Origin of the sequence: Micromonospora sp. M61 (assembly GCF_018070245.1) — a bacterium.
Taxonomy (GTDB): Bacteria; Actinomycetota; Actinomycetes; order Mycobacteriales; family Micromonosporaceae; genus Micromonospora; species Micromonospora zamorensis.
Genome location: NZ_JAGPYA010000001.1, coordinates 178,173 through 200,134 on the forward strand (window position 1 = coordinate 178,173; position 21,962 = coordinate 200,134).

The window sequence follows — 21,962 nt, forward strand, 5'->3', positions numbered from 1 at the left end:
GTCGGAAAGGGTGGATGGAATGGACAGCCAAAACTGGAAGGGCGTCATCAACCAGATCCTGTACGGGTTGATGTTCACCCCTCAGCTGGACGACGACTCCGCCAGCCAGATGGCCGCAGCGATGGTCGAGCGGCGCTACTTCGGGGACGGCCCGGGTGTGTACGCCGAAGCGATCGTCCAGGCGCAGCAGTACGACGGTCCGCTCACCGACGAGATCGAGACGTCGCACAGCGAGCAGGGGTTCCGCGACTTTCTCCGCCGGCTGGCGGGCGAGCTGGACCAGCGCCGGCCCTGGCACTGAGGGCGGCGCCCGGCAGCTGAGTGCCTCGCCTCGATCACGATCCTGTGCACCCGCGGCGATGCGTGTCCTGATTCGCCGGCCGGATCTGGTGAGTTCTCTGGGTGAAGTGGGTATTGGCGGGCGATGTTCTTCATCTTTGGTCTGCGTACCAAGGTCGACCGGTCCGGTGTCGTGCAGCAGGTCTGCCGTCACTGCGGCAATCAGGCCGCGCAGGTGATCACCCGCCGCTCGACGAAATTCACCCTGTTCTTCATACCGCTCATTCCGATCCGCACCCGGTATGCGCAGCAGTGCACGTTCTGCGGGGCGCAGTACGACATCTCCAGGTCCGACGCTGAGCGCCTCCCGGTCGGCTGATCTCCCGATGGAACGTTTCCTCTGCTGGCTGATCGGCCGACCGACGCCGCCGGTCGACGTGGCGGTGCACACCGTTGCCCGCCCGCCCTGCACCCCCGGCCGGCGCAGACGCCGCCGCGCACGCCGCCCAGTGGCCGGCACCGCCCTGCCCCGCTCTCCGTGGAACCGCTCCGCCGGCCGCTGACACACTCGTCCCACACCCACCCCACCGCCCGTACCTGGGGCTGGCGGCACACCGGTCAGATGCCAGCCATCGGTGCCGGGGCGGACAACGGCAGCACCGGATCGGCCGCCCGGATCGTGGCAACGATCTGTGTCAGTTGCCGGTAGCCGCCGCCGGCCGCCCTGATGTGGGTGTCCGCATCGGCGTGGTTGCCCAGGTGGCACTCGGCGATGGCCCGCAGGAGAAACGCGACGCTGCACAGATCCGGCGGGTCGACACCGGCCCGAACGTCGAGAAGCAGCGACCGCGCCTGCTCCGGCCGCTGGTTGAGCAGGTGCGCCAGGCTCATCGCGACACGGGCGGCCAACCTGTGTGGCTGCACCTGAAAGCCGAGCTGTGCCAGTTCCCAGATCTCCACCACCTCGCGGTGGTCGACAGGTGATCTGGTCACCACCGCGGCGTACAGGTACCACAACCCGAACTGGATGCTGAGCGCCTGCCCGATCGCGGCGGCCGTCGCGGGATCGGTGCTGTCGGCGCGAGCCAGCGCCGCGAGTCGCTCGGCGTCGGCGATGAAGTCCGTCGTCGACCGCGCGTGTCCCGTGCTCCAGCGTTGTTGAAAGGCGGCGAGCGCGAGCCGCGTGTCGTTACCGTCGCGAACCGGATCTCCGAGGTGGCCGTCGTCCGCCTCCCCATGGCTGATCGTCCGCAGCGTCAGGTCTATCTCCTCCTGGTAGTAGGCCGCCCGCAGCGCCGCGCTGGTGGCGGTCGGCGCCGAAAGCCAGGGGAGCAGGTTGCGGCCGTCACTGTGGGGCGAGGGAATGAGGTTGACCAGCCCCAGAAGCGCCGCGAGTAGTGCTGCGCTGAGCAGCGCGAAGCGTGTCACCGGTGTGCTTGTCAACGCCGCCGCGGCACCCAGCACCGTCGCGGTGCACAGGTTGACCACTGGGCCACTGAGGTAGAACAGCACCATCCGCAGCGGCAACGCAGTCGACGACGGCGCAGGTCGGACCGACACGTGGTTGCGCCACCCGGTGAACGGCGCGATACGGACGGCGACCACCTCCAGGCGCAGCAGCTTCGCCGCGACGAGGTGTCCGCACTCGTGCAGGACGAGGTGCGCCCAGAACGACAGGCAGGTGATGCCAGCGGCGACGATGGCACCCGCCATGGACTCGGTGACGAGGAGTGCGAACAGCACCGCTTCCACCAACAGAAGGATGGAGGCGGCCACCAGCCGCCGGCGGGTAGAGGTCACCGGGGAGATGGTACGGCCGAACAGGTAACGGCGCGGCCGTCCTACGTGGCCGAACCGGGTCGAATCGCGCGGCCGTCCGGACCTTGGCGGGCACCCGGGGCGCTGGCTAGGCTTTCGGGGTTTGCCGTGGACAGGTCCGCCGAGGGTGCACGTACGACGAAGAGCCGGAGCGACCGTGTCCCGACAGGACGGAAAGCAGGCTGCGGGGCTGCTCAGCCCCGCCGGTGCTGTCGTCGCGGCCGCAGTCATCCTGGTGGAGGCGTGCTGGCTGGTCGCCGCGCTGCCCGGTGCCGCGCTGGTCAGTGACCTCGGCGGGATGTTGGTCGCCGGCTGGGCGACGCTCGCATGCGTCGGGGTGGCCCGCCGGCATCCGGCGCCGCTGCGGCGGTTCTGGACGCTGCTCGCCGTCACCATGGCGCTCGCGGCGCTCGGCCGGGCGATCTGGACGACGCAGCGGCTCGTCGGTGGCGACCTGCCGCACACACCGCTGGTGGGGGTGGTCTTCACCGCCGGCATCCTCACCGGTACGGCGGCGCTGCTCAGCTCGCCGTCGGCGCCCCGGTCGGCGGTGGGGCGGGCCCGCACGTTGCTGGACGGGATGATCGTCGCGCTGGCCCTGGTGCCGATCGGCTGGGTGCTGGTGTTCCGCGGGGTGGCCGCCGCCGAGTTGGCCGACCCGGCGCGCACGCTGGGGCTGCTCTACCCGATGTTCGACCTGATGCAGCTCACCATCCTGGTCGCCGTCGCAGGCCCGGCCCGGCCGATGTGGCGGCCGATGAGCGTGCTCGCGGTGAGCCTCACCCTGCGGGTCGTCGCCGACGTCGTCTACGTGTCGTTGGTCGTCCGTGCCGACTACGCCCCCGGTCACCCGATCGACCTGTGCTGGCCACTGAGCTACCTGCTGATCGGCCTGGCCACCCGGAATCCGCCACCACCGGACTGCGACGGCACCGACGACGCCGCCGTGTCGCCGCTGCCGCCCTGGTGGCGGGTGGCGCTGCCGTACCTGCCGGTGGGTGGGGCGATCATCGCGGTGGTGCTGACCCGTCGGCCCACCGGTCAGGCCCCGCAGCTGGTCTTCGTCACCATGATGGCGTTGCTCGCGGCCCTCGCCGTACGGCAGGGGCTGGCCGCCAACGAGAACCTGCGGCTGGTGGCCCGGCTGCGCCGGCTCGCGTACGGCGACCAGCTCACCGGGCTGCCCAACCGGCTGCTGTTCAACCGGCGGCTGCGCCTGGCCCTGCGCGACGGGCGACCGGTGGCCGTGCTGCTGCTCGACCTGGACGGGTTCAAGCAGGTCAACGACCGGTTCGGGCACGCCACCGGCGACACTCTGCTGACCGGGTTGGCGGCCCGGATGCGGGCTGCCGTGAGCGACGACGGCACCATCGCCCGGCTCGGTGGCGACGAGTTCGCGGTGCTGGTCGACGGCGAGCGACCGGTCTCACCGGAGCGGCTCGCCGAGCGGCTGCTGGACGCGCTGCGGCCCTCCGGCGACGAGGAGGACGTCGGGGTGCACCCGTCGGCGAGCATCGGCATCGCCGAGTACGGCCCGCAGCACGCCTCGCACACCGACCTGCTGCGCGACGCCGACATCGCCATGTACGCGGCGAAGGCGGCTGGGAAGTCCGCGTACCGGACGTGCACCCCGGCGCTGCGCGAGTCGGCCGTCTCCCGCGCCGAGTTGATCGCCGATCTGCGCCGCGCGGTCGACGAGGAGCAGCTGCACCTGGAGTTCCAACCCATCGTCGACCTGTGCACCGGCGCGGTTCGCAGCGCCGAGGCGTTGGTGCGGTGGCGGCACCCGCGTCTGGGGATGCTGCCACCGGCGAGGTTCCTGCCGCTGGCCGAGGAGACCGGGTTGATCCTGCCGATCGACCGCTGGGTGATCCACGAGGCGTGCCGGGCCGCCGCGACCTGGCGGGGCCGGGTGCCGGAGGCGACAGTCGCAGTGAACATCGCCGCGGCGCACCTGCGCCGGCCGGACCTGATCGCCACTGTCACCGCGGCCACCAGTGCCGCCGGGCTGGCGCCGCGGGCGTTGACCCTGGAGCTGACCGAGTCGGCGCTGATCGAGGGCACCGACGCGGTGCTGGAGCGGCTGCACCAGATCCGGGAGCTGGGCATCAGGATCGCCATCGACGACTTCGGCACCGGTTACTCGTCGCTGAGCTACCTGCACCGCATCCCGGCCACCGAGCTGAAGATCGACCGCTCGTTCGTGGCCCGGCTGGGTGCCGACGACCGGGCGTACGCCACGGTGGAGATGATCACCCGGCTGGCTGGCGCGTTCGACCTCACTGTGGTCGCCGAGGGTGTGGAGACCGAGCGCCAGCACGAGGCGGTCGCCGCGATCGGGTGCCCGCGCGGTCAGGGCTATCTGTACGGGCGGCCGGACGGCCCGGCCATGGTGGGCCAGAATCGGGCTTGACCCTCACGTAGCGGCAGGCGGGAGCCTGGTTCCCGGAAGGGAGGGGAACCATGGCGTACACGGTGGGTCAGGTGGCGAAGCTGGCTGGCGTGACGATCCGGACGTTGCACCACTACGACGAGATCGGGTTGCTCTCGCCGAGCGGACGGACCTCGGCTGGTTACCGCCGCTACGACGAGGCGGACCTGCAACGGCTGCAACTCGTCCTGTACTACCGGGAGCTGGGTTTCCCGCTTGAGGAGATCACCGCGATCATCGACGACCCGGCGGCCGACCCGGCCGCCCACCTGCGCCGACAGCACGAGCTGCTGACGGTACGGATGAAGCGGTTGCAGGAGATGGTCACGGCGATCGAGTTCGCGATGGAGGCGAGCAAGTTGAACATCCAACTCACTCCGGAAGAGCGGTTCGAGGTCTTCGGTGACGTCGACCCGGAGGAGCACCAGGCCGAGGCGGAGCAGCGCTGGGGTGACACCGACGCGTACCGGGAGTCGAACCGGCGGGCCTCCCGCTACGGCAAGGAGGACTGGCTACGGATCAAGGCGGAGAACGAGGACTGGGGTCGACGGATCGTCGCGGTGATGGCCTCGGGCACCCCGGCCGACGGCCCGGAGGCGATGGAGTTGGCCGAGGAGCACCGGCAGATCATCAGTCGCTGGTTCTACGAGTGCTCGTACGAGATGCAGACCGGATTGGCCGACATGTACCTGGCCGACGAGCGGTTCACCGCACACTACGAGAGCATCGCCCCGGGGCTGGCCGCGTACCTGAACGAGGCGATCCACGCCAACGCGATCAGCCGCGCGTGACGTCGGGCGGTCCGGCTAGTCTGGCCGGACCGCACCGCGGTGAGCGTCGATCGGCGACCGGCCGGCGGCGTGCCGCTCGGGGGAGATGACCGTGCAGAAGCCGAAGCTGATCGCTGCTGTCGCCGTGCTCGTGGTGGCGGTGGGCGCCGGGGCGTACGCCCTGGTGGCTGGCGGCGACGAGCCGGACGCGGGTCGCCCGGCGGCGTCGGCCGGCCCGACCGACCCGGTCGCCGTGCTGAAGGCCGCCGCAGCGAAGGCCGACGAGCAGCCGTACAAGCTGACAGTGGGCACCGGCGGCGCGGACGGCGACGCCACGGTGCTGCTGTGGGACCCGAAGGCGAAGCGTGGTCTGGAGACCACCTCGCTGAAGGTGCCCACCGGTGAGGTGAAGATCGAGCGGTTGACGACCGGGCCGGACGTCTACGTGCGGGTGACCGCCCCGGACCGCCGCGTGCCGGTCTGGGACGGCAAGACCTGGTGGCACGTCGGCGCGGCGGGAAAGCCGGCGGCCAAGCAGGGCTTGGACAACACCCGGCTGGCCAGCACGTTGGCCGCGCCGGCCGGGGTCCGGCAGACCGCCATGCGGGAGTTCGCCGGCACGTTGGACCTGCGCGAGAGCGGCGCGGTGCTGGGCAGCGGGGTCAGCAAGGTGCTCGGTGACCGGGCCGGGGCGGTGCCGTTCACGGCGGCCGTCGACGAGCAGGGGCGGTTGGTGCGTTACCGCATCGAGTTGGCCAGCGAGCAGTCGCAGACCGCACAGCTCGACCTGACGTACTCGGATTTCGGGTCGCCGGTGTCGGCCGACCCGCCGGCGGCCGACCTGGTCGGCGAGGACCCGCCGGCGAACATCCCCGGCGCCTGACGGCTCACTCCTCGACCGCCCCCTCGCTGGGGGTGACGAGGAAGTCGTAGACGGTACGGGCCATCCGACGGACCGTCTCGTCGCCGGTGGCCATCGGCCCGGCGGTGAGGAACGCGACGGCGGTCTCGGTGCCGGGGATCAGGTAGTAGCCGACGTCGTGGGAGGCGTCCGGCAGGTCACCGGTCTTGTGGGCCACCGGCACCCCGGGCGGCAACGCCGCCGGGATCTTGGTGTTCAGGGTCTGCTCCCGCATGAAGCCGATCATCAGGTCACGGGACGCGGGGGTGAGGATCTCGCCGTCCCAGACGGCGCCGAGCAGGGACACCACGTCGTCCGGGCTGGTGTAGTTCTCCTCGCCACGCTGGGCGGCCGCACTGTCGAGCATCCGGCGGGCCAGGATGGTGGACCGCTGGTTCATCGAGTCGATCAGCGCGTTGACCGGGGCGAACCCACCCAGGTAGGTGATCAGCACGTTCGCGGCCACGTTGTCGCTGTACTTGATGAGGTACCGAGCGAGCCGGTGCAGGGTGACCACCTGCGGGAACGTCTCGAACTGCAACTGACCGGTGCCGCCGACCACGTCCTCCGGGGTGACCAGCACGCCGTCGTCGAGGGCGACCTGTCCACAGTCGACCCGGCGGAGTAGCTCGACGAGGATCCACAGTTTGATCACGCTGGCGGCCTTGGGGCGCAGCGAGCCGTTGACCGCGATCTGCTGGTCGCCGTACCGGCCGGACAGGTCGCGGACGGTGACCCCGGCCGGGTTGAGGCTCGCGTCGGCGACCACCCGGGCGAGCTGCCCGCTGAGCGGAAACAGCCGGGCTCCGGCGATCGGGTCGGTGGGCGGTTGCGGGCTGGTGACCACCACGCCGGTCAGCGTCGTCGGCGACCGGTGCTGTTGGATCACCTCAAGCGTGCCCTCGGCGCGTCCAACCAGCGGCACCCGGTAGCGGTAGGCCGTGCCTCCGACGACGACAGCGCCGCTGGCCACCCCGGCGGCGACCCGCATGCCCGGGTCGGCGACCCGGCCGGTGTCGCCGTCGCAGGCGCGGTAGCGCACGGTGTGCCCGAGTGAGTCCACAGCGAACACCCCGCCGGGGAACGACAACCAGGACACCTCGCTGGTCGGCGCCCGCTCCGGCGTCGGCTCCACACCGGGCTCGTGGCCCTGACCGTCCGCGGTGGCCGGCCCGGTCGTCGCGACCACGGCAAGCGCGACCGTCGCCGCCAGCCACTTCAGGGGTACGCGGACAGGGGCTCTCAGCAGGGAAGATGAGCGCTTCTTGTCGCTTTTTCTCACGTTTGCACGATATGAAGCGCCGGGGGCTGGTGAGGCCAGCGGGACCGGCGTCACCCGCCCGGGCGGCGATGTCCGCACGAGCGTGATGACTCACAGGTATAAAAATGACTCACAGGCATCAGCCTCATCAGCGGCACCGACCCCGGAGGTCCCCATGTTGATCATTGCAGGCAGCCTGCAGGTCGAACCGGCCGCACGTGATGCCTACCTGGCCGGCTGCGAGCAGGTCATCGCGCAGGCGCGCGCCACCGCCGGCTGCCTCGACTTCCTGCTCGCGGCCGACCCGTTGGAGCCGGGGCGGATCCACGTCTACGAACGCTGGGAGTCCGCGGAGCAGTTGGCCGCGTTCCGGGGCTCCGGGCCGAGTGACACGCAGGAAGTGGAGATCCTCGACGCCGACGTGCAGCGTTACCTGATCTCCGGCGTCGAGGCACCCTGACCCGGGTCACCCACGGCCGGAGGGTCACATCGGCGGTCCCGCCGAGGGCTCGGGTTCCGCGGGCAGGCTGGGCGCCAGCCGGCGCATCGAGGTGAACGCGGGCACCAGCGCGTCGTACAGCTCGGCGAAGAGCGGCAGCAGCGCCGCGTAGGTGGCGGCGGCGGCCGGGTCGGGGCGTACCGTCTCCTCGATCCGCACCAGGTCGGCGGCGACGTCGATGCTGGGGATCAGCCCCAGCGCCTGCATGCCGAGCAGCGCCGCGCCGAAGCTCGACCCCTCGTGCGCGGCCGGAAAGCTCACCGGCAGGCCGAGCACGTCGGCGAGCATTTGCCGCCACAGGCCGCTGCGGGCGAAACCGCCACCGGCCCGGATCTCGCGGACCTCGTTGCCGGCCGAGCGCACCGAGCTGAGCACCAGCGCAAGCTGCTGACAGACCCCCTCCAGCGCCGCCCGGATCAGATGCTCGCGGCGGTGCCCGTGGGTCAACCCCACGTACGCGCCGCGCGGCAGCGCGCTCCAGTGCGGCGCGCGTTCGCTGTGCAGGTACGGCAGCATGATGAGCCCGCCCGAGCCGACCGGCGCGCGGGCGGCGAGGGCGACCAGCTCCTCCTCGGCGTGCTCGCCCAGGTCCGGGGCGAGCGCCGCGCCGGCCCACTTGAGGACGATGCCGCCGTTGTTGATCGCGCCGCCGACGGTCCAGCGGTGCTCGGTCAGCGCGTAGCAGAACACCCCGCCGAGCGGGTCCACGCCCGGCCGCTCCACCATCACGCGCATCGCGCCGCTGGTGCCGATCGAGCAGGCCACCATGCCCGGGTGCACCGCGCCCAGGCCCAGGTTCGCCAGTGGCCCGTCCCCGGCGCCGACCACCACCGGGGTGCGCTCCGGCAGACCGGTCACGGCCGCGACCTGCGGGGTGAGGCTGGGCAGCACGGCGGTGGTGGCGACGAGCTGGGGGAGTTGCTCCTCGGTGATGCCGGCGATGGTCAGCGCCTCGCTGTCCCACTCCAGTGTGTGGATGTCCATCAGGCCGGTGGCCGAGGCGATGGAGTGGTCGATGACCAGCGCGTCGCAGAGCCGCAGCAGCACCCAGTCCTTGATGCCCACCCAGTGCGCGACGCTCTCGAAGAGCTTCGGCTCCTGCTCGGCGAACCAGAGCAGCTTGGGCAGCGGTGACATGGGGTGGACCGGCGTGCCGGTGCGGCGGTGCAGGGCCAGCCCGGACGGCACCGCCCGCAGCCGCTCCGCCTGCCGGGTCGCCCGCGAGTCGGCCCAGGTGATCGACGGGGTGAGCGGGTTGCCGGCCGCGTCCAGGCCGATCAGGCTGTGCATTGCGGAGCTGAACGAGAGCCCGGCCACCGGCTCGACCAGCTCGGCCACCACCATGCTGATCGACTTCAGCACGGCGTCGAGGATGAGTTGCGGCTCCTGCTCGGCGTACCCGGGTTGGGGGTCGTCCAGCGGGTAGCCGACCGAGTGGCTGGCGAGCTGCCGCCCGTCGGTGTCGTACGCGACGGCCTTGGTGCTGGTGGTGCCGATGTCCACGCCGACGACCACGGCGGGCCTGTCCTGCGGCACGACCCGCACCCCCTCACCAAAAGTGAATCTGCGACGATAATTCGGCCTCCGCGCCGCGAGGCGGCACTCCGGACCGAATGAACGTCGGCAACACTATCCCCCTATCGTGTTGGTTCCTCCGCCGATCGGACAGTTCACCCGTTTCGGCGTTTCCGAGCGCCGCGCCGCGCCTGTTAATCCCCATGACACCCCAGATTGGTGGCCTGCGCGGCGAAGGAGTCGGCGTGGCAAAGACTGAATCGACGGGTTCCACCTGGCGCTACCGGTGGGCGCACCGGCAGAACGTGCGGCGGGTCAGCACCTACCGCGGTGCCGAAGCGGCGTGGCGGCGACGCGACGACGAGTTACGGCGGCTGCGCGTCCTGGCCGCCGAATTCCAGGGCTCTGCGGCGGCCGGTGCGGGACTGCCGCTGGAGTTGGCCGCCGACGAGGTGGTGCTCTGGGCACTGCCCGCGGCGCAACTGGTCGAGGTGCGGCACACCACAGTGCTGCCCGCGCCCGACCTCACTGTCGCCCCGCAGACCGGGCCGCTGCGCCCACGTCGCCCCGACGGCGTACGCGTCACCGACGCCGGCATGGCCGTGATCACCAGCCGTCGACTGGTGCTGCTCGGTGGGCGAGGCCGGCGCGAGTGGGCGTACGGCCGGATCACCGGGCTGGCCCACGACCCGGCGGCCCCGGTCACCCTGATCCAGGCGCTGGACCGGCGGCTCACCTCCGGGTTGCTGCTGCCCACCGACGCCGCGCCGGACTTCCGGTTCAAGCTGACGCTGGCCTTCGCCGACGCGATCGAACAACGCGCCGCGGTGCTCGCCCAGCTCGACGAGCTGATCGCCGAGCACGCCCAGCTCAAGCCGTTCCGGCCGGCAGTGAACACCCCAGCGCAGGCCCGGTTCACCGCGCGGGTGCCGGGTGGTCGGCGGACCCTCGCGGTGGCCGCCGCCATCGCGCTGCTGGTGCCGGCGGCGCTGATCGAGTCGGACCCGTCCGACCCGACCGGTGGCGCGGAGGTCGCCGCCGCCGCCACCCCGGCGCCCACCCAGAGCGCAGCGCCCACCCACAGCGCGGCGCCCGCGCTGATCCGCCCGTCGCCGGTGCGGGTCACCCCGCCGTCGAAGCCGACGAGGTCACCACGGCCGTCACCGAGCGCGTCTCAGGGTCCGCGCTGTGGGGCACCGGAAAACCCGCTGGGGTACGACTATTGCGGCGGGACGCGGATCCGCAAGCCGGCCGCCGAGGTTTGCGACTGGTTCGACTGCGTTCCGCAGTTCTGGTCCGGCCGGGGTTACCTCGTGCAGTGTCGGGACGGTTCGGTCAGCCTGACCGGCGGTCGGCCCAGTGCCTGCGCGGAGCACGGTGGCGTGCGGCGAACCGTCGCCAAGTGACCGATTTAGGGGCGAAAGTCTGCTTCGGTCGGCCAGAATGATCGAGTGGAGATCCGGTCTGACGATGGCGCTCGGGTGCGGATACGCCCCGTCGGCTACCAGCCCGGCATCGACCCGCCCGACGACCCCGAGGGGCCCACGCCCGGCTGGCACGACTGGCTGCTCATCGAGGTGGACGCCCGCACCGCCGACGGTCAGACCTGGTCACACCACTACCCGAGCCTGATGGTCGAGGAGGCCCGCGCCCTCGGCGGCTGGCTGCACGGGCAGGCCACCACCGCCCTCGGGCTGAGCGCGCCACCGGCGCTGGTCCGCTTCACCGAACCCAACCTGGCCCTGCGCAGCCGGGTGCTGCGCCGCCGCCGGCTGGAACTGATCGTGGAGTTCTCCGCCGAGTCACTGCCACCGTGGATGCGCCGCCCGTCCACAGCGATCTACCCGCTGGTCCTCACCGTGTCCGCCGACGCCCTCGCCACCGCCGCCCAGCACTGGGCCGAACACTGCGAGGCGTACCCGCCACGGACCCCGTCGCGGTTTCCAGCCCGGGGCCGGCTCCCCGACCCACTCGGCTAGAGTGATCTTCGTCAGCCACGAGAGGAGGTGAGCCCGGTGACCACCCATCGTCATTCCTGGGCGCTCCTCTCGGCCGTCCCCCTCAGCTGACCTTCCGCGTCGGGGAGCGCCCTCCTTATCGGAGGACCAATGTCTGTCTCTTCCTTCCGCATCGACGTGCCCGATGCGGTCCTCGACGACCTGCGGGCCCGACTGGCCCGTACCCGATTCACCGACCGCAGCGGCAACCAGCCGTGGCAGGGCGGCGTCGACCCCGACTACCTGCGGGACCTGGTGTCCTACTGGCACGACGGATTCGACTGGCGCGCTCGCGAGGCCGAACTCAACGCGTATCCCCAGCACCTGGCCGTCGTCGGCGGCCGGAAGCTGCACTTCCTGCACGTCCGGGCCGCGCGCCCGGCGGGTACGCCCGCGCCGTTGCCGTTGATCCTCAGCCACGGCTGGCCCAGCAGCTTCGTCGAGATGCTGCCGCTGGTCGACCGGCTGACCAGCCCTGCCGGCGGCGCGTTCGACGTGGTGGTGCCCTCCCTGTCCGGCTTCGGCTTCTCGGAGGTCCCGGACGAGCCGGTCACCCGAGCGTTGCTGGCCCGGACGCTGCACGAGCTGATGACCGACGTGCTCGGCTACGAGCGGTACGGCGCCTTCGGCGGCGACGTCGGGGGAGTGGTCACCGGCTGGCTGGGTGCCCTCCATCCGGAGCAGGTGGCCGGCATCCACATGATCCATCCACCGTTCCCGGCCAGCTTCGACGCCCGTCCTCTGTCGGCGGCCGAGCAGGCGTACCTGGACGCCGAAGCCGAATACGACGAGACCGACGGCGGCTACAGCGCCATCATGGGCACCCGCCCGGACACCCTCGCTGCGGCGCTCGCCGACTCACCCGCCGGGCTGGCCGCCTGGATCGTCGACAAGTACCGCGACTGGAGCGACAACCGCGGGGACCTGGCGAACAGCATCGACACCGACACCCTGCTCACCATCATCACGCTCTACTGGGTCACCGGCACGATCGGCTCGTCGTTCCGGCAGTACGCCGACTTCGGCCACAACACGCCACGACCCGACATCACAGTGCCGGCCGCGTTCACGGTGAGCACCGAACCCTCGATGGCCAACTTCCCCCGCGAGATCGCCGAGCGGGCCTGCACCGACATCCGGCACTGGAGCGAGCCGGGCCGGGGCGGGCACTTCATGCCGCTGGAGGAACCGGATCTGCTCGCCGTTGAGTTGAGGGAGTTCTTCACCTCGCTGCGCGCGTAGTCGCGGTGCTTGCTCGCTGACCAGCGCCCGGGGTGGCCGGCGGCTGTTGCGGCAGTCACCGCAACAGCCGCCGGCACCCGTGGCTACCCGCCGAGCGACGCCTTGACGGCGCCGATGGCGTCGAACAACTCCTCGCTGTGCTCGAAGCCGTCCTCGACGACAGCCATGTCAACCCCGCATTCGCGCTGCCGCGCCCGCAGCAGCGTTTCCTCCACGGGACTCACCGGGAAGGCCAGCGGGTCGAGGCCGGGAGCCTGGGCCACGTCGTCGACCAGGAGCCACTTGCTGTGCTCGTCGTAGACGACCACACCGGCGGCTATTCCCCTGGTCCACTGCTCGAAGAGCGTGGCCAGGCTGGTGGCGGCACGGACCGACTCCCAGGAGTCCTCTGAGACCGGGTAGCGCCAGATCTCACCCTCGTGCTCGCCCGCGAGGACGAACGTGTAGAGGACGGCATCGAAGTGGAACAGAGGCATCTGCTGCCGCCACGGGAACGGCGTGCCGATCGACAGCCCCAGGTAGTCCAGCGCGTCCCCACCCTCCGGCCAGGGCATCCGCCATCCGACGTTGGGCAGCAACTGCCGGTCGGGCCAGCGCTGCGACTGCAACCACGTCAGCTGCTCGGCGATGTGATCCACCCCGAAGATCCGGTGGACCACGTCCGGCGGCTGCCCGGCCGGCGACTCGCCCTGGTCGGGCCAGTCGAGGCCGGCAGCCCTCGCCGCGACGCGGTACTCCCGCACCGCGTCGCGCAGCACGCGCATGTCATCGAGCATCAGGAAGCTCCTCGGCTACGGGGCCTTGGGGGTCATGCAGAGGCTAGCCCCGCCCCCGCTGACCTTGAAGGCGAAGCTCGGGCCGCCTGCCTCGACCCACGGCTTCACCGGCAGCACGACGAACTTGGTGTTGTTCGTCACCTTGCACTTGCCGTAGAGCGAGTTGATGTCCCTGGCCTGCGGCAGCGACTCCGCCGTCGACACCAGCTTGAGGCTGGCGACCTGGCCGGTCAGGTTGACCGCCTGGGTCGTCGACCAGAACGGGAATTCGTCGCAGGTCTGCCCGGGCACCCGCACATCGCACGCGTTCGGTTTGAACGCCAGGGTGTTGAACCAGCCGCGGGAGTGGCCCTGGGCGCGTGCCGCCTGCCCTCCCACGCTGCGCGCGGGATAGAACCACACCGCCCGGGTCGGCGGCTGCGGGAACCCGCCGTCGCCCATGGCGGCCACGATGTGCTTGCCGGTCTCGGTCATGTCGTCGCCCTGGTAGTTCTTGGCACCGGGGACGTAGACGATGACGTTGTCGTCACACCCGGCCTTGCCCTGGGTGCCGCGCTGGGCCGTGCACGCCGCGTCGATGATCCGCTTGAGACGCGAATCCTCCGTGGAGTCCCACGCGAAGGGGAGATTGCGCTGACCGGCCACCAACTTCGTGGTCTTGATGACCTCGGCGTAGACCTTCAGGCTGTTGTACCACTCGCCCTCGTCCAGGCCCCAGTTGTCGAACGTGTCGAAGTCGACGTCGTGCTCGATCGGGTACTCGATGATGCCGTTCACACCGATCGTGCCGGGGAACAGGATGGCGAGCAGGACGCCCAGCACGACACCGATGCCGATGCCGGCGGCACCGACGACGATCCACGAGGTGCCGGCGGCGGCGACCTGAGCGGCCGCGACGACCTCGACCGTCTCCGCGATGGGAGCCAGCAGCGTCGCGCAGGCTCCGCTCGCACACCAGGCAATCGGCGCCACCGGGCCCGGCACCAGCAGGCGGGCCTGCGTGACGTCCACCGAGGAGATCACCGGGCCGCGGCCGGACGGGGCCACCGCGAAGAGCATGTCGGTGATGTTGTCCGCGCAGTCGAGCAGTTTCTCGCCCGACGGCGGCAGGAAGGCGTCGAGGCAGCTGCTGTTCGCCGCCCGGTAGCAGCCGAGGAAGACCTCCGTGCTGCCGGCGGGCACCGGCACCGTGGAGCGTGAGCTGGCCGCGATGTAGAAGTCGCCACCGGCGCCAGCGCACTGCGACGTTTCACTGGCAGTCGTCTGCGTGGTCGCCGGCGACACCTCATCCACGTGGACCATGGTGGTGAAGTCACCGGAGAGCTCCCGCGCCACAGTGCCGTCGGCGCGCAGCGCCTCGACCCGGAACTCGTACGGGGTGTACTCCTCAAGCGGTTCGATGGGGAGCTTGATGACGCTGTCCGCCGTGCACGGGTTGGCCGCGTTGCCGTTGCCGTCCACGCAGAGCTGCACCAGCGTGAACTGGTCGTAGATCTGGCCGTCCAGGTAGACGCGGTAGCTCGCCTCGTTGGCGGGCTCGGGGTGCCAGCTGGCCATGGCGCCCCCCTCATCCGGATCCAGGGTCAGACCGGCGTCGACGTCCGGCGGCGGCGGCAACGCGTCCGTCGTAAAGGACGTCGTGGCGGGCGTAGCAGACCGGTTGCCGGCCAGGTCGATGGCGACCACGGAGACGGTGTGGTTGCTGGACGGCGCCAGGCCCGTGATCGAGTACGAGCGGGTGCCGACAGTGGTCCGTTGCGCCGCACCGCCGTCGACCTTGACCTCGTATCCGGCCAGGCCGTAGTTGTCGGTCGCCGCGCCCCAGCTCACCCTGGCGCTGGTCGCCGTGATCGTGCCGACCGCCAGGTTGGGGACGTTGCTCGGCGGGATCAGGTCCTTCACGGTGATGCCGCGCAAAATCTTCGCGTACCGGCCGGGCTCACGCTCGGCGCGGGAGCAGACCTGGACCGGGCCCAGGTGCGGCGGGCGCATGCTGGTGGTCCAGGACGCGGACCAGTTCGTGACGCCGGGCGGCGGCGGCCCGAAGGTGAAGCTCGACGAGGTCGTCTTCTCGATCGAGACGTCCACCATCGTGGCCTGCTTGTGCAGGTAGCCGTTGATGTCGATCTTGCCGTTGGCGTCGACCGCGACCTCCGACCCGGCTGTCGGTCCCTCAAGCCGGATGGAGGCGTGGTTGACGTCCTCCGGTACAGACGGGTCGGCGCAGGCCGGAAGCTGCTCCGCGGGCACCGCCTGGGTGACCGCCGCCGCCTGGGCCGGCGGGGCGCTGATCAGGGTGACTGGCAGGACAAGCGCGACGGCGAGTGCCGTCGCGCGGAGTGATTTGCTGAAATATCGAGTACGTCGATGGTCGGCCATGCGGCTCCGCTCCCCGTAATTGATCAATGACGGAGTAAAGCCTTCCACCTGCATCTATATTTAGTCCAGCCAATATTGACCCGAGGGCACGCCCCCGACGCGGCCACGGCCTGGGCGTCCGTCAAATCTCTCCTTTCGGGCGCAACGGGATGCATCGATCTCGCCCGCGTTGCCTGTCACGTACGTGAGCGGTTGTACCGCGTGTGACCGTGACCTCTGTGGCCAGCGCTCCCTGGCGGATCGTCTGGGCCGAGCGTGAGAACGAGCGCCGGCAGCGCGCGTACCGCGACGCCACCGACGCCTGGCTGCGCCGCGACGACCACCTGGCCCGGCTCCGCATCGAAGCCGCCAGCTTCCTCGGGTGTACGCAGCCACGCACCGGCCTCCCCGTCGAGCTTGACGACGACGAACTCGTCGTCCGCGTCCTCCCCGTCGCCGAGCTGGTCGAGGCCGAGGCCCGGCACATCCCCGGGCTGCCCACCCCAGGCGGCGCCTGTGCCTTCGCGGAGGTGTCGGGCGAAGCGCTGCCGGCGGGCCTGCGGGTCGTCGACACCGGCATGGCCGTCGTGACCAGCCGCCGAGTGGCCTTCGCCGGCCGAGAGCGCCGACGCGAGTGGCGGTACGCCGACCTGGTCGGCCCCGCGCACCACCCCGACGTGCCGGTCACCCTGCTGCCCGACCACAGTCGACTGGCCGGGCTGCTCGTTCCAGCCAACGCCGTGGTGAACTTCCGCTTCTACCTCACCCTCGCGGTCGCCGACGACCGTGCCACCGTCACCGCGCAGGTCGACGCGCTGTTGGCCGCCCACCGGGCCGCCCGGCCTTCGCCCTCTGTCGTGGTGTCACCTGACGAGGCACCGCTGACGGCGGTACGACCCGACCGCCGGGCGCTCGGTGCTGCCGCCGTCGCGGCGGTGGTGTTCGCGACGATGGGTCCCGGCGCTCTGGGTCCCGGTGCGTTGGGCCCTGGCGCTCTGGGGCCTGGTGCTGTGGGGCCTCGCGTCCTGCGGTCGGAGCAGACCGCTCCGGTGCAGCGGGCGGAGATCGTCGCCCTGGAGGCTGCCCTCATTTCGGTACGTCCCGTCGGGCCGGTGGCACCCAAAGCCAGGACCGGATCGGTCAGCGGTGCCGCGCAGAGCCGGCCGAATGCCATCCCGCCGGCCCGGCCGGTGGTTGTCTCCACAGTCGTGGGACCGTCAGCCCCGCCGCCGGTCGTCACGCCGTCCGTCGCTCCGGCACCGTCCGCCAGTTCGGTGCCGACACCTGGCCCGGTCCCCACCACCGGTCCGCCCACGCCGGCCCCACCGACGCCGCCGGCCTCGCCCACTCCGAGTGGGACGGCGTCACCTGGGCTGCTGAAGGTCTGCCTGGATCCTCTTCAACTTTCGTTGCTGGACCCGTTGCTCTGCCCGTCTCCGGCGCCCTGATCGGCGTTCGTGCAGTTCGTGCGTTCGTGCCGCCTGCTTCGTGCGGGCGTGCGTTCGTTTGGGCGTGCTCAGTCCATGGCGCTGAAGTCGGGGACGGTCAGGGTGCCGTCCGCGGCGAGGGTAAAGCCGGGGTTCCAGGCGATCTCCCAGAGGTGACCGTCCGGGTCAGCGAAATAGCCGGCGTAGCCGCCGTAGAACGTCTCCCTCGCCGGCATGGTCACCGTGCCGCCAGCCTTGGTCGCCGTCGCCATCAGCTCGTCGACCTCCTCCCGCGAACGGACGTTCTGAGCCAGGGTCACCCCGCCGAAGCCGTCGGTGCGCCGATCGCTGATGCCGGCGTCGGCGGCCAGCTTGTCCCGGCTCCAGAGGACGAGGGCCAGACCGCCGGCCTGGAGGAAGACCGTCTCCTCGACCTCCTGGCCGTGCCAGCCGAGCTGCTCGTAGAACGCCTTCGCGCGGGCTACGTCCGAGACGCCGAGGGTGACGAGGCTGATGCGCTGCTCCATGGTCCTCAACCTAACGCGCGATCACTCGGGGGCGTGGCAGACAGCCTCGACATTGTTGCCATCCGGGTCACGGACGAACGCGGCGAAGTACGTCGGGTGGTACTCCGGCCACACCCGAGGTGCATGCAGGACCTCCGCGCCGGCCTTGACGGCGGCGTCATGGAACGCCTGGACGGTGGCGCGGTCATCGGCGGTGAAGGCCAGGTGCAGCTCCCGAGCTTCGCCGGAGGTGTCGGTGGGGCCGAGCCAGAACTCGGGGCGGTCCGTGCCGTAGCCGACGACGTTCGGGAACTCCAACAGGCGGCGACCGCCGAGTGGGGCGAGCACCGTGTCGTAGAAAGCGGCGCTGGTTGGCACGTCGCGGACCTGCACGGACAGATGATCCATCATCGCGGGTTCCTCCAGTCACGGGTTCAGGGCGGAGGTCACGCTAACGGCGGGGTCTGACACGCGGCCCGCATCTGCTCACCACCAGGGCGGCGTTCAACGCATAGCATCAACGCTATGGGTGGAGGTGAGCGATGAGTGATCGCCTGTACTGGAACGACCTGCGTGACCGTCGGATGGCGGAGCCAGGGGCGGCCGAGACCTACGAGGCCACCCGGATCGCCTTCGAGCTTGGCCAGGAGGTGCGCCATCTGCGAGAGGGGCACGGTTGGAGTCAGAGTCAGTTGGCGCGGGCCGCCGGCATGACTCAGTCCGCGGTGGCTCGCTTCGAGGCAGGCGGCACCGTGCCGACCTTGCCGGTCCTGGAGCGCCTAGCCCGAGCCCTGGACCGGCGGCTCGACATCAGGTTCACGCCCAACGCGGACGCTGCCTGATCAAGGATCGGGCGGAATCAGGCTGGGCCGGATAAGGCTTAGGCGGCGATCGTTCGAGCGGTGGCGTACACGTCGGCGGGTAGGGCGTGTTGGAGCTTCCACAGGACGCGCATGGGTCGGTCGCCGGTGTGCGACTCGTACGTCATGGTGCCGGCGTACAGGTACGGCGGTGCGCCCAGGTCGCGGTCGGCGATCCGGGTTTCCCGAACGAAGAGGTGCACTGTCGAGCCGCCCGACGTGTAGCGCTGCCCGGTTGCCGACGCCGACGAGGTGGTGCTCTGCGACTCCCACTGGAACAGCGTTTCGGTGATGGCCCGGTCGGCGTACATGGTGGTGGGGGAGTAGTGCGATTCAGACTTGACCAGGGTGACGAAGAACAGGTCGGCCTGGGCGTCGGGCAACCACTTCACCCCCTCGCGAAGCGATCCCGGGTTGGTCATCCCGAAGGCGGCGCACGCCTCGTTGCGGCTGTAGCGAGCGTGCACCCGCAACGGCACCTCGCCCAGAGCGGCAGGGGGCGTGACCCGGTGGATGCGGTCCCGCAGCACCTCGGCGACCTGGCGCAACTCGGCGCAGCGGGCTGGATCCTTCCAGAGTCGGGCCAGCCGCTCGTCGCGTGTCGCTAGTGGTGCGGTTGGCCCCCAGAGGCTGAAGTGCAGCATGTCCAGCAGTCGGCCGTTCCCCGCGTACACCTGCTGACCTGGCGCGGGCGGTCCCGCCGCGACCCTGGTCAGCAGCTCCAGCCGGTCGATGTCGTCGGTGTGCAGCATGCGACCGGTGGCCCGGCCCAGCTCCTGGTCGTCCGGGCCGGGCGCGGACGTCTCGATACCTGCGAGCCGCCGCAGCCCGGTCCAGCCGCCGATGCTGGCGGACCGGTACACGTCCTCGATCTCCAGGCCGGTCTCGCGGAGGAACGTCGCCAGGCTGACGTCGCCGAGTTGCCGCAGTTCAGACACCAGACCGGCCTTGGAGGTGGGCAACGCCGATCGCAGGTTGGCGAGCACGACCTCCTTCGCCACCCGGTCCAGCTCGACGTGGCAGCCGCTCGGCAGGCTTGGGAAATCGTCGCGCACCGCCTCGGTTATCGCCCGCCGGCTCACCCCAGTGAGGGCACGCCACCGCAGGTCAAAACGGAAATTGGCGTGCTGCCCGCCGATGAAGTCGAGCACGGTGAGGCAGGGCTTGTCGTCGTCGAGGCGCAGGCCACGACCGAGCTGTTGCAGGAAGATCGTGGCGCTCTCGGTGGGCCGCAGCATCAGGATCGTGTCGACCATCGGCAGGTCGACGCCCTCGTTGAACAGGTCCACCGTGAAGAGCACCCGCAGCTTGCCGGCCTTGAAGTCCCGCAACAGCCCCGCCCGATCGGTGCCGGCTTTCGAGGTCACCGCCGCCGCCTCGACACCGTGCTGCTTGAACCAAGCCGCCATGAACTCCGCGTGCCCGATGCTCACGCAGAACCCGAGCGCCCGCATCCGCCCGACGTCCACCTTGTCGCTGACCGCTCGCAGCACCGACCGCGCTCGCGCATGGTTGCCTGTGTAGAGGCCGTTGAGCTCTGCCAGGTCGTAGCCCTGCCCGCGCTTCCAGGTCACCTGCGACAGGTCCACGTCGTCGTGCAGCCCGAAATACTGGAACGGAGCCAACAACTGCCGCTCCAACGCCTCCCACAGGTGCAGCTCAACGGCCGCGCGCCCGTCGAACCACCGGCGCACGTCGCCCCCGTCGGCCCGGTCGGGGGTCGCGGTCAGGCCCAGGAGTACGCGGGGACGCAGCTGTTCCAACAGCCGCGTGTACGTCGGCGCCTCCGCGTGGTGGAACTCGTCCACGATCACCATGTCGTACGCCTCGGGATCCACCTCCCGCCGGTGCAGCGACTGGATGGAGGCGAAGACGTGCTTCCAGCCGTTCGGCTTCTCGCCCGCTACGAGCGTTTCGCCAAAGCTGCCGTCTCCCATCACCTGCCGGAACGTGGACAGGCTCTGCCGAAGGATCTGCTCCTGGTGGGCCACGAAGAGCAGCGAGTCTGCTCGTCCCGCCTTGTGCAGCCGGCGGTAGTCGAGGGCGGCGACCACGGTCTTGCCGGTGCCGGTCGCCATCACCACCAGATTTCGCCAGCGCCCGTGCACCAGCCGTTCGGCGTCCAGGTCGGCAAGGATCTCGGCCTGATACGGGTACGGGCGCACGTCCAGGTTCGAGATCTCGGTCGGTGCATCGTCGCGGCGTTCCCCGCTCAACGCGTGCCGTAGGCGCTCGGCGTCCCTGGTCGCGTCGTACGTCTCGAACGCCGGGTCGTTCCAGTAGTCCTCGAACGTCGCCGTGAACGTGTCGATGACGTGCGGCTGCTCCATGTTCGAGATGCGGACGTTCCACTCCACGCCGTCCACCAGCGCGGTCTTCGACAGATTGGACGAGCCGACGTACGCGGTGGTGGTGCCGTTGTTGCGGCGGAACAGCCACGCCTTCGCGTGCAGACGGGTGGTCCTCGTTTCGTACGACACCTTGATCTCGGCGCCTAGCTCCGCGAGTCGGTCGAGGGCTCTTTGGTCCGTGGCGCCGAGGTAGGTGGTGGTGATGACGCGGACCTTGCCGCCACGGGCGATCAGCTCGCGGATGGCTGGCTCGACGATGCGAAGGCCGTACCACTTGATGAACGCGCAGAGCAGGTCGACGCTCTCGGCCGAGGCCATCTCGTGGTTGACCTCGTGGCCGATGCGGGGCTGGTGGCGGCCGTTGACCAGCAGGGCGCCGGTGGAGAGGGGAGTGGTGGGGCGCTGCGGGAAGGCTGGTAGCGCGGGCGGTGTTGGTGGGGCGGCGATGGCGTGGAGCAGGTGCTTGGCGTCGGTTACCTGGTCCTGGTGTGTCGCGGCTTTTGGGCTCAGGGCGGCGATGGCTTCGGCGATCTGGTTCGCCATCGCGATCTGGTGGTGGAGCTTGTCGTCGCCGCTGGCGACGGATTGGAGGGCGCGGGAGGCCAGAGCGGCGATGTGCCGGGCGAGGGTGTTGTGCGCGTCGGCGGGGTCGAGTTTGTGGTGTTGGATCAGGGCGGGGTCGACGTGCTGGAGGCGGCCAGCTAACTCACGGGTGATCAAGTGCTCGTAGACACCCCGCTCAAGATCCGTCACGACCGCACCCTAACGGGTCTCCGAGTTCACGCGCCGCCCCGACCAGCGATCGGATAATAGGTGTCGGATCGCCGACAGGCGATTCAGGCCCGACGGCCTACGACGTCCAATTTCTGAAGGAAGCAATGGTCGTGGCTGTGCGACCTGACGTCCTGGCCGCGTGCCTCTACCTGGCAAAAAGCTTGTCGGCAGACGCGCGTCCGCGACGACAAGTCTGA

The 21,962-nt window shown here is 70.4% G+C and carries 19 protein-coding genes; 11 read left to right on the top strand and 8 right to left on the bottom strand.

Translation table 11 applies throughout. The annotated features are described in order from the left end of the window. The first annotated feature begins 19 nt into the window (after positions 1–19). The gene (locus KBX34_RS00840) at positions 20–301 is read left to right on the top strand and encodes a hypothetical protein (RefSeq protein WP_088946358.1); all 282 of its coding nucleotides are present in this window, start codon (positions 20–22) and stop codon (positions 299–301) included. A 123-nt stretch (positions 302–424) separates the two neighbouring features. Further along, positions 425–658: a zinc-ribbon domain-containing protein gene (locus tag KBX34_RS00845; RefSeq protein ID WP_088946359.1), complete on the top strand. Its 234-nt coding sequence runs from the start codon at positions 425–427 to the stop codon at positions 656–658. 239 nt (positions 659–897) lie between these two features. Here the strand turns inward: KBX34_RS00845 and KBX34_RS00850 are convergent, their stop codons facing one another. Next, positions 898–2,079, bottom strand: coding sequence for a hypothetical protein (locus tag KBX34_RS00850; protein ID WP_307871290.1), 1,182 nt, complete (start codon positions 2,077–2,079; stop codon positions 898–900). Between the two features lie 175 nt (positions 2,080–2,254). Here KBX34_RS00850 and KBX34_RS00855 point away from each other — a divergent pair, with 175 nt between their 5' ends. The 3 genes from KBX34_RS00855 (at position 2,255) to KBX34_RS00865 (ending at position 6,181) form a co-directional block, all read left to right on the top strand. Beyond that, on the top strand, positions 2,255–4,510 hold the full coding sequence (locus KBX34_RS00855) for a bifunctional diguanylate cyclase/phosphodiesterase (protein ID WP_210793159.1): 2,256 nt from the start codon (positions 2,255–2,257) through the stop codon (positions 4,508–4,510). Positions 4,511–4,560: 50 nt separating this feature from the next. Then, complete coding sequence (locus KBX34_RS00860) at positions 4,561–5,319, top strand: MerR family transcriptional regulator (RefSeq protein ID WP_210922665.1); 759 nt, start codon at positions 4,561–4,563, stop codon at positions 5,317–5,319. A gap of 91 nt (positions 5,320–5,410) precedes the next feature. Continuing rightward, on the top strand, positions 5,411–6,181 hold the full coding sequence (locus tag KBX34_RS00865; RefSeq protein WP_210922673.1) for a hypothetical protein: 771 nt from the start codon (positions 5,411–5,413) through the stop codon (positions 6,179–6,181). Positions 6,182–6,185: 4 nt separating this feature from the next. On the opposite strand, the gene KBX34_RS00870 is transcribed toward KBX34_RS00865, so the two are convergent. Next, on the bottom strand, positions 6,186–7,481 hold the full coding sequence (locus tag KBX34_RS00870) for a serine hydrolase (protein ID WP_210922675.1): 1,296 nt from the start codon (positions 7,479–7,481) through the stop codon (positions 6,186–6,188). Between the two features lie 154 nt (positions 7,482–7,635). Here KBX34_RS00870 and KBX34_RS00875 point away from each other — a divergent pair, with 154 nt between their 5' ends. Beyond that, positions 7,636–7,920, top strand: a complete 285-nt coding sequence (locus tag KBX34_RS00875) for a putative quinol monooxygenase (protein WP_210922677.1) — start codon at positions 7,636–7,638, stop codon at positions 7,918–7,920. Positions 7,921–7,944: 24 nt separating this feature from the next. On the opposite strand, the gene KBX34_RS34160 is transcribed toward KBX34_RS00875, so the two are convergent. Then, positions 7,945–9,495 carry a gluconokinase gene (locus tag KBX34_RS34160; RefSeq protein WP_141908006.1) on the bottom strand — a complete coding sequence of 517 codons (1,551 nt, stop codon included), beginning with the start codon at positions 9,493–9,495 and terminating at the stop codon, positions 7,945–7,947. Positions 9,496–9,719: 224 nt separating this feature from the next. On the opposite strand from KBX34_RS34160, the gene KBX34_RS00885 reads away from it, so the two are divergent. The 3 genes from KBX34_RS00885 to KBX34_RS00895 all read left to right on the top strand — a co-directional run bounded on the left by KBX34_RS00885 (position 9,720) and on the right by KBX34_RS00895 (position 12,713). Beyond that, positions 9,720–10,880 (top strand): hypothetical protein, encoded by a 1,161-nt coding sequence (locus KBX34_RS00885; protein WP_210922680.1) that lies wholly within the window; start codon positions 9,720–9,722, stop codon positions 10,878–10,880. Positions 10,881–10,925: 45 nt separating this feature from the next. Further along, complete coding sequence (locus KBX34_RS00890; protein WP_210922682.1) at positions 10,926–11,453, top strand: hypothetical protein; 528 nt, start codon at positions 10,926–10,928, stop codon at positions 11,451–11,453. Positions 11,454–11,582: 129 nt separating this feature from the next. Next, on the top strand, positions 11,583–12,713 hold the full coding sequence (locus tag KBX34_RS00895) for an epoxide hydrolase family protein (protein WP_210922685.1): 1,131 nt from the start codon (positions 11,583–11,585) through the stop codon (positions 12,711–12,713). Between the two features lie 83 nt (positions 12,714–12,796). Here the strand turns inward: KBX34_RS00895 and KBX34_RS00900 are convergent, their stop codons facing one another. Both KBX34_RS00900 and KBX34_RS00905 read right to left on the bottom strand, forming a co-directional pair. Then, the gene (locus KBX34_RS00900) at positions 12,797–13,489 is read right to left on the bottom strand and encodes a hypothetical protein (RefSeq protein ID WP_099850802.1); all 693 of its coding nucleotides are present in this window, start codon (positions 13,487–13,489) and stop codon (positions 12,797–12,799) included. A gap of 15 nt (positions 13,490–13,504) precedes the next feature. After that, complete coding sequence (locus KBX34_RS00905) at positions 13,505–15,868, bottom strand: fibronectin type III domain-containing protein (RefSeq protein WP_210922687.1); 2,364 nt, start codon at positions 15,866–15,868, stop codon at positions 13,505–13,507. 218 nt (positions 15,869–16,086) lie between these two features. Between KBX34_RS00905 and KBX34_RS00910 the strand changes: the two genes are divergently transcribed. Continuing rightward, positions 16,087–17,295: a hypothetical protein gene (locus KBX34_RS00910; RefSeq protein WP_210922689.1), complete on the top strand. Its 1,209-nt coding sequence runs from the start codon at positions 16,087–16,089 to the stop codon at positions 17,293–17,295. Between the two features lie 68 nt (positions 17,296–17,363). Here KBX34_RS00910 and KBX34_RS00915 read toward each other — a convergent pair whose 3' ends face one another. Together KBX34_RS00915 and KBX34_RS00920 are read right to left on the bottom strand one after the other, a co-directional pair. Beyond that, a complete protein-coding gene (locus KBX34_RS00915) occupies positions 17,364–17,801 on the bottom strand; it encodes a VOC family protein (RefSeq protein WP_141908012.1) in 438 nt (145 codons plus the stop codon). Positions 17,802–17,822: 21 nt separating this feature from the next. Continuing rightward, positions 17,823–18,191: a VOC family protein gene (locus KBX34_RS00920; protein WP_210922691.1), complete on the bottom strand. Its 369-nt coding sequence runs from the start codon at positions 18,189–18,191 to the stop codon at positions 17,823–17,825. A 131-nt stretch (positions 18,192–18,322) separates the two neighbouring features. On the opposite strand from KBX34_RS00920, the gene KBX34_RS00925 reads away from it, so the two are divergent. Then, positions 18,323–18,622: a helix-turn-helix transcriptional regulator gene (locus tag KBX34_RS00925; RefSeq protein ID WP_210922692.1), complete on the top strand. Its 300-nt coding sequence runs from the start codon at positions 18,323–18,325 to the stop codon at positions 18,620–18,622. A 38-nt stretch (positions 18,623–18,660) separates the two neighbouring features. On the opposite strand, the gene KBX34_RS00930 is transcribed toward KBX34_RS00925, so the two are convergent. Continuing rightward, complete coding sequence (locus tag KBX34_RS00930) at positions 18,661–21,744, bottom strand: DEAD/DEAH box helicase (RefSeq protein WP_210922694.1); 3,084 nt, start codon at positions 21,742–21,744, stop codon at positions 18,661–18,663. Positions 21,745–21,962: the final 218 nt, after the last annotated feature.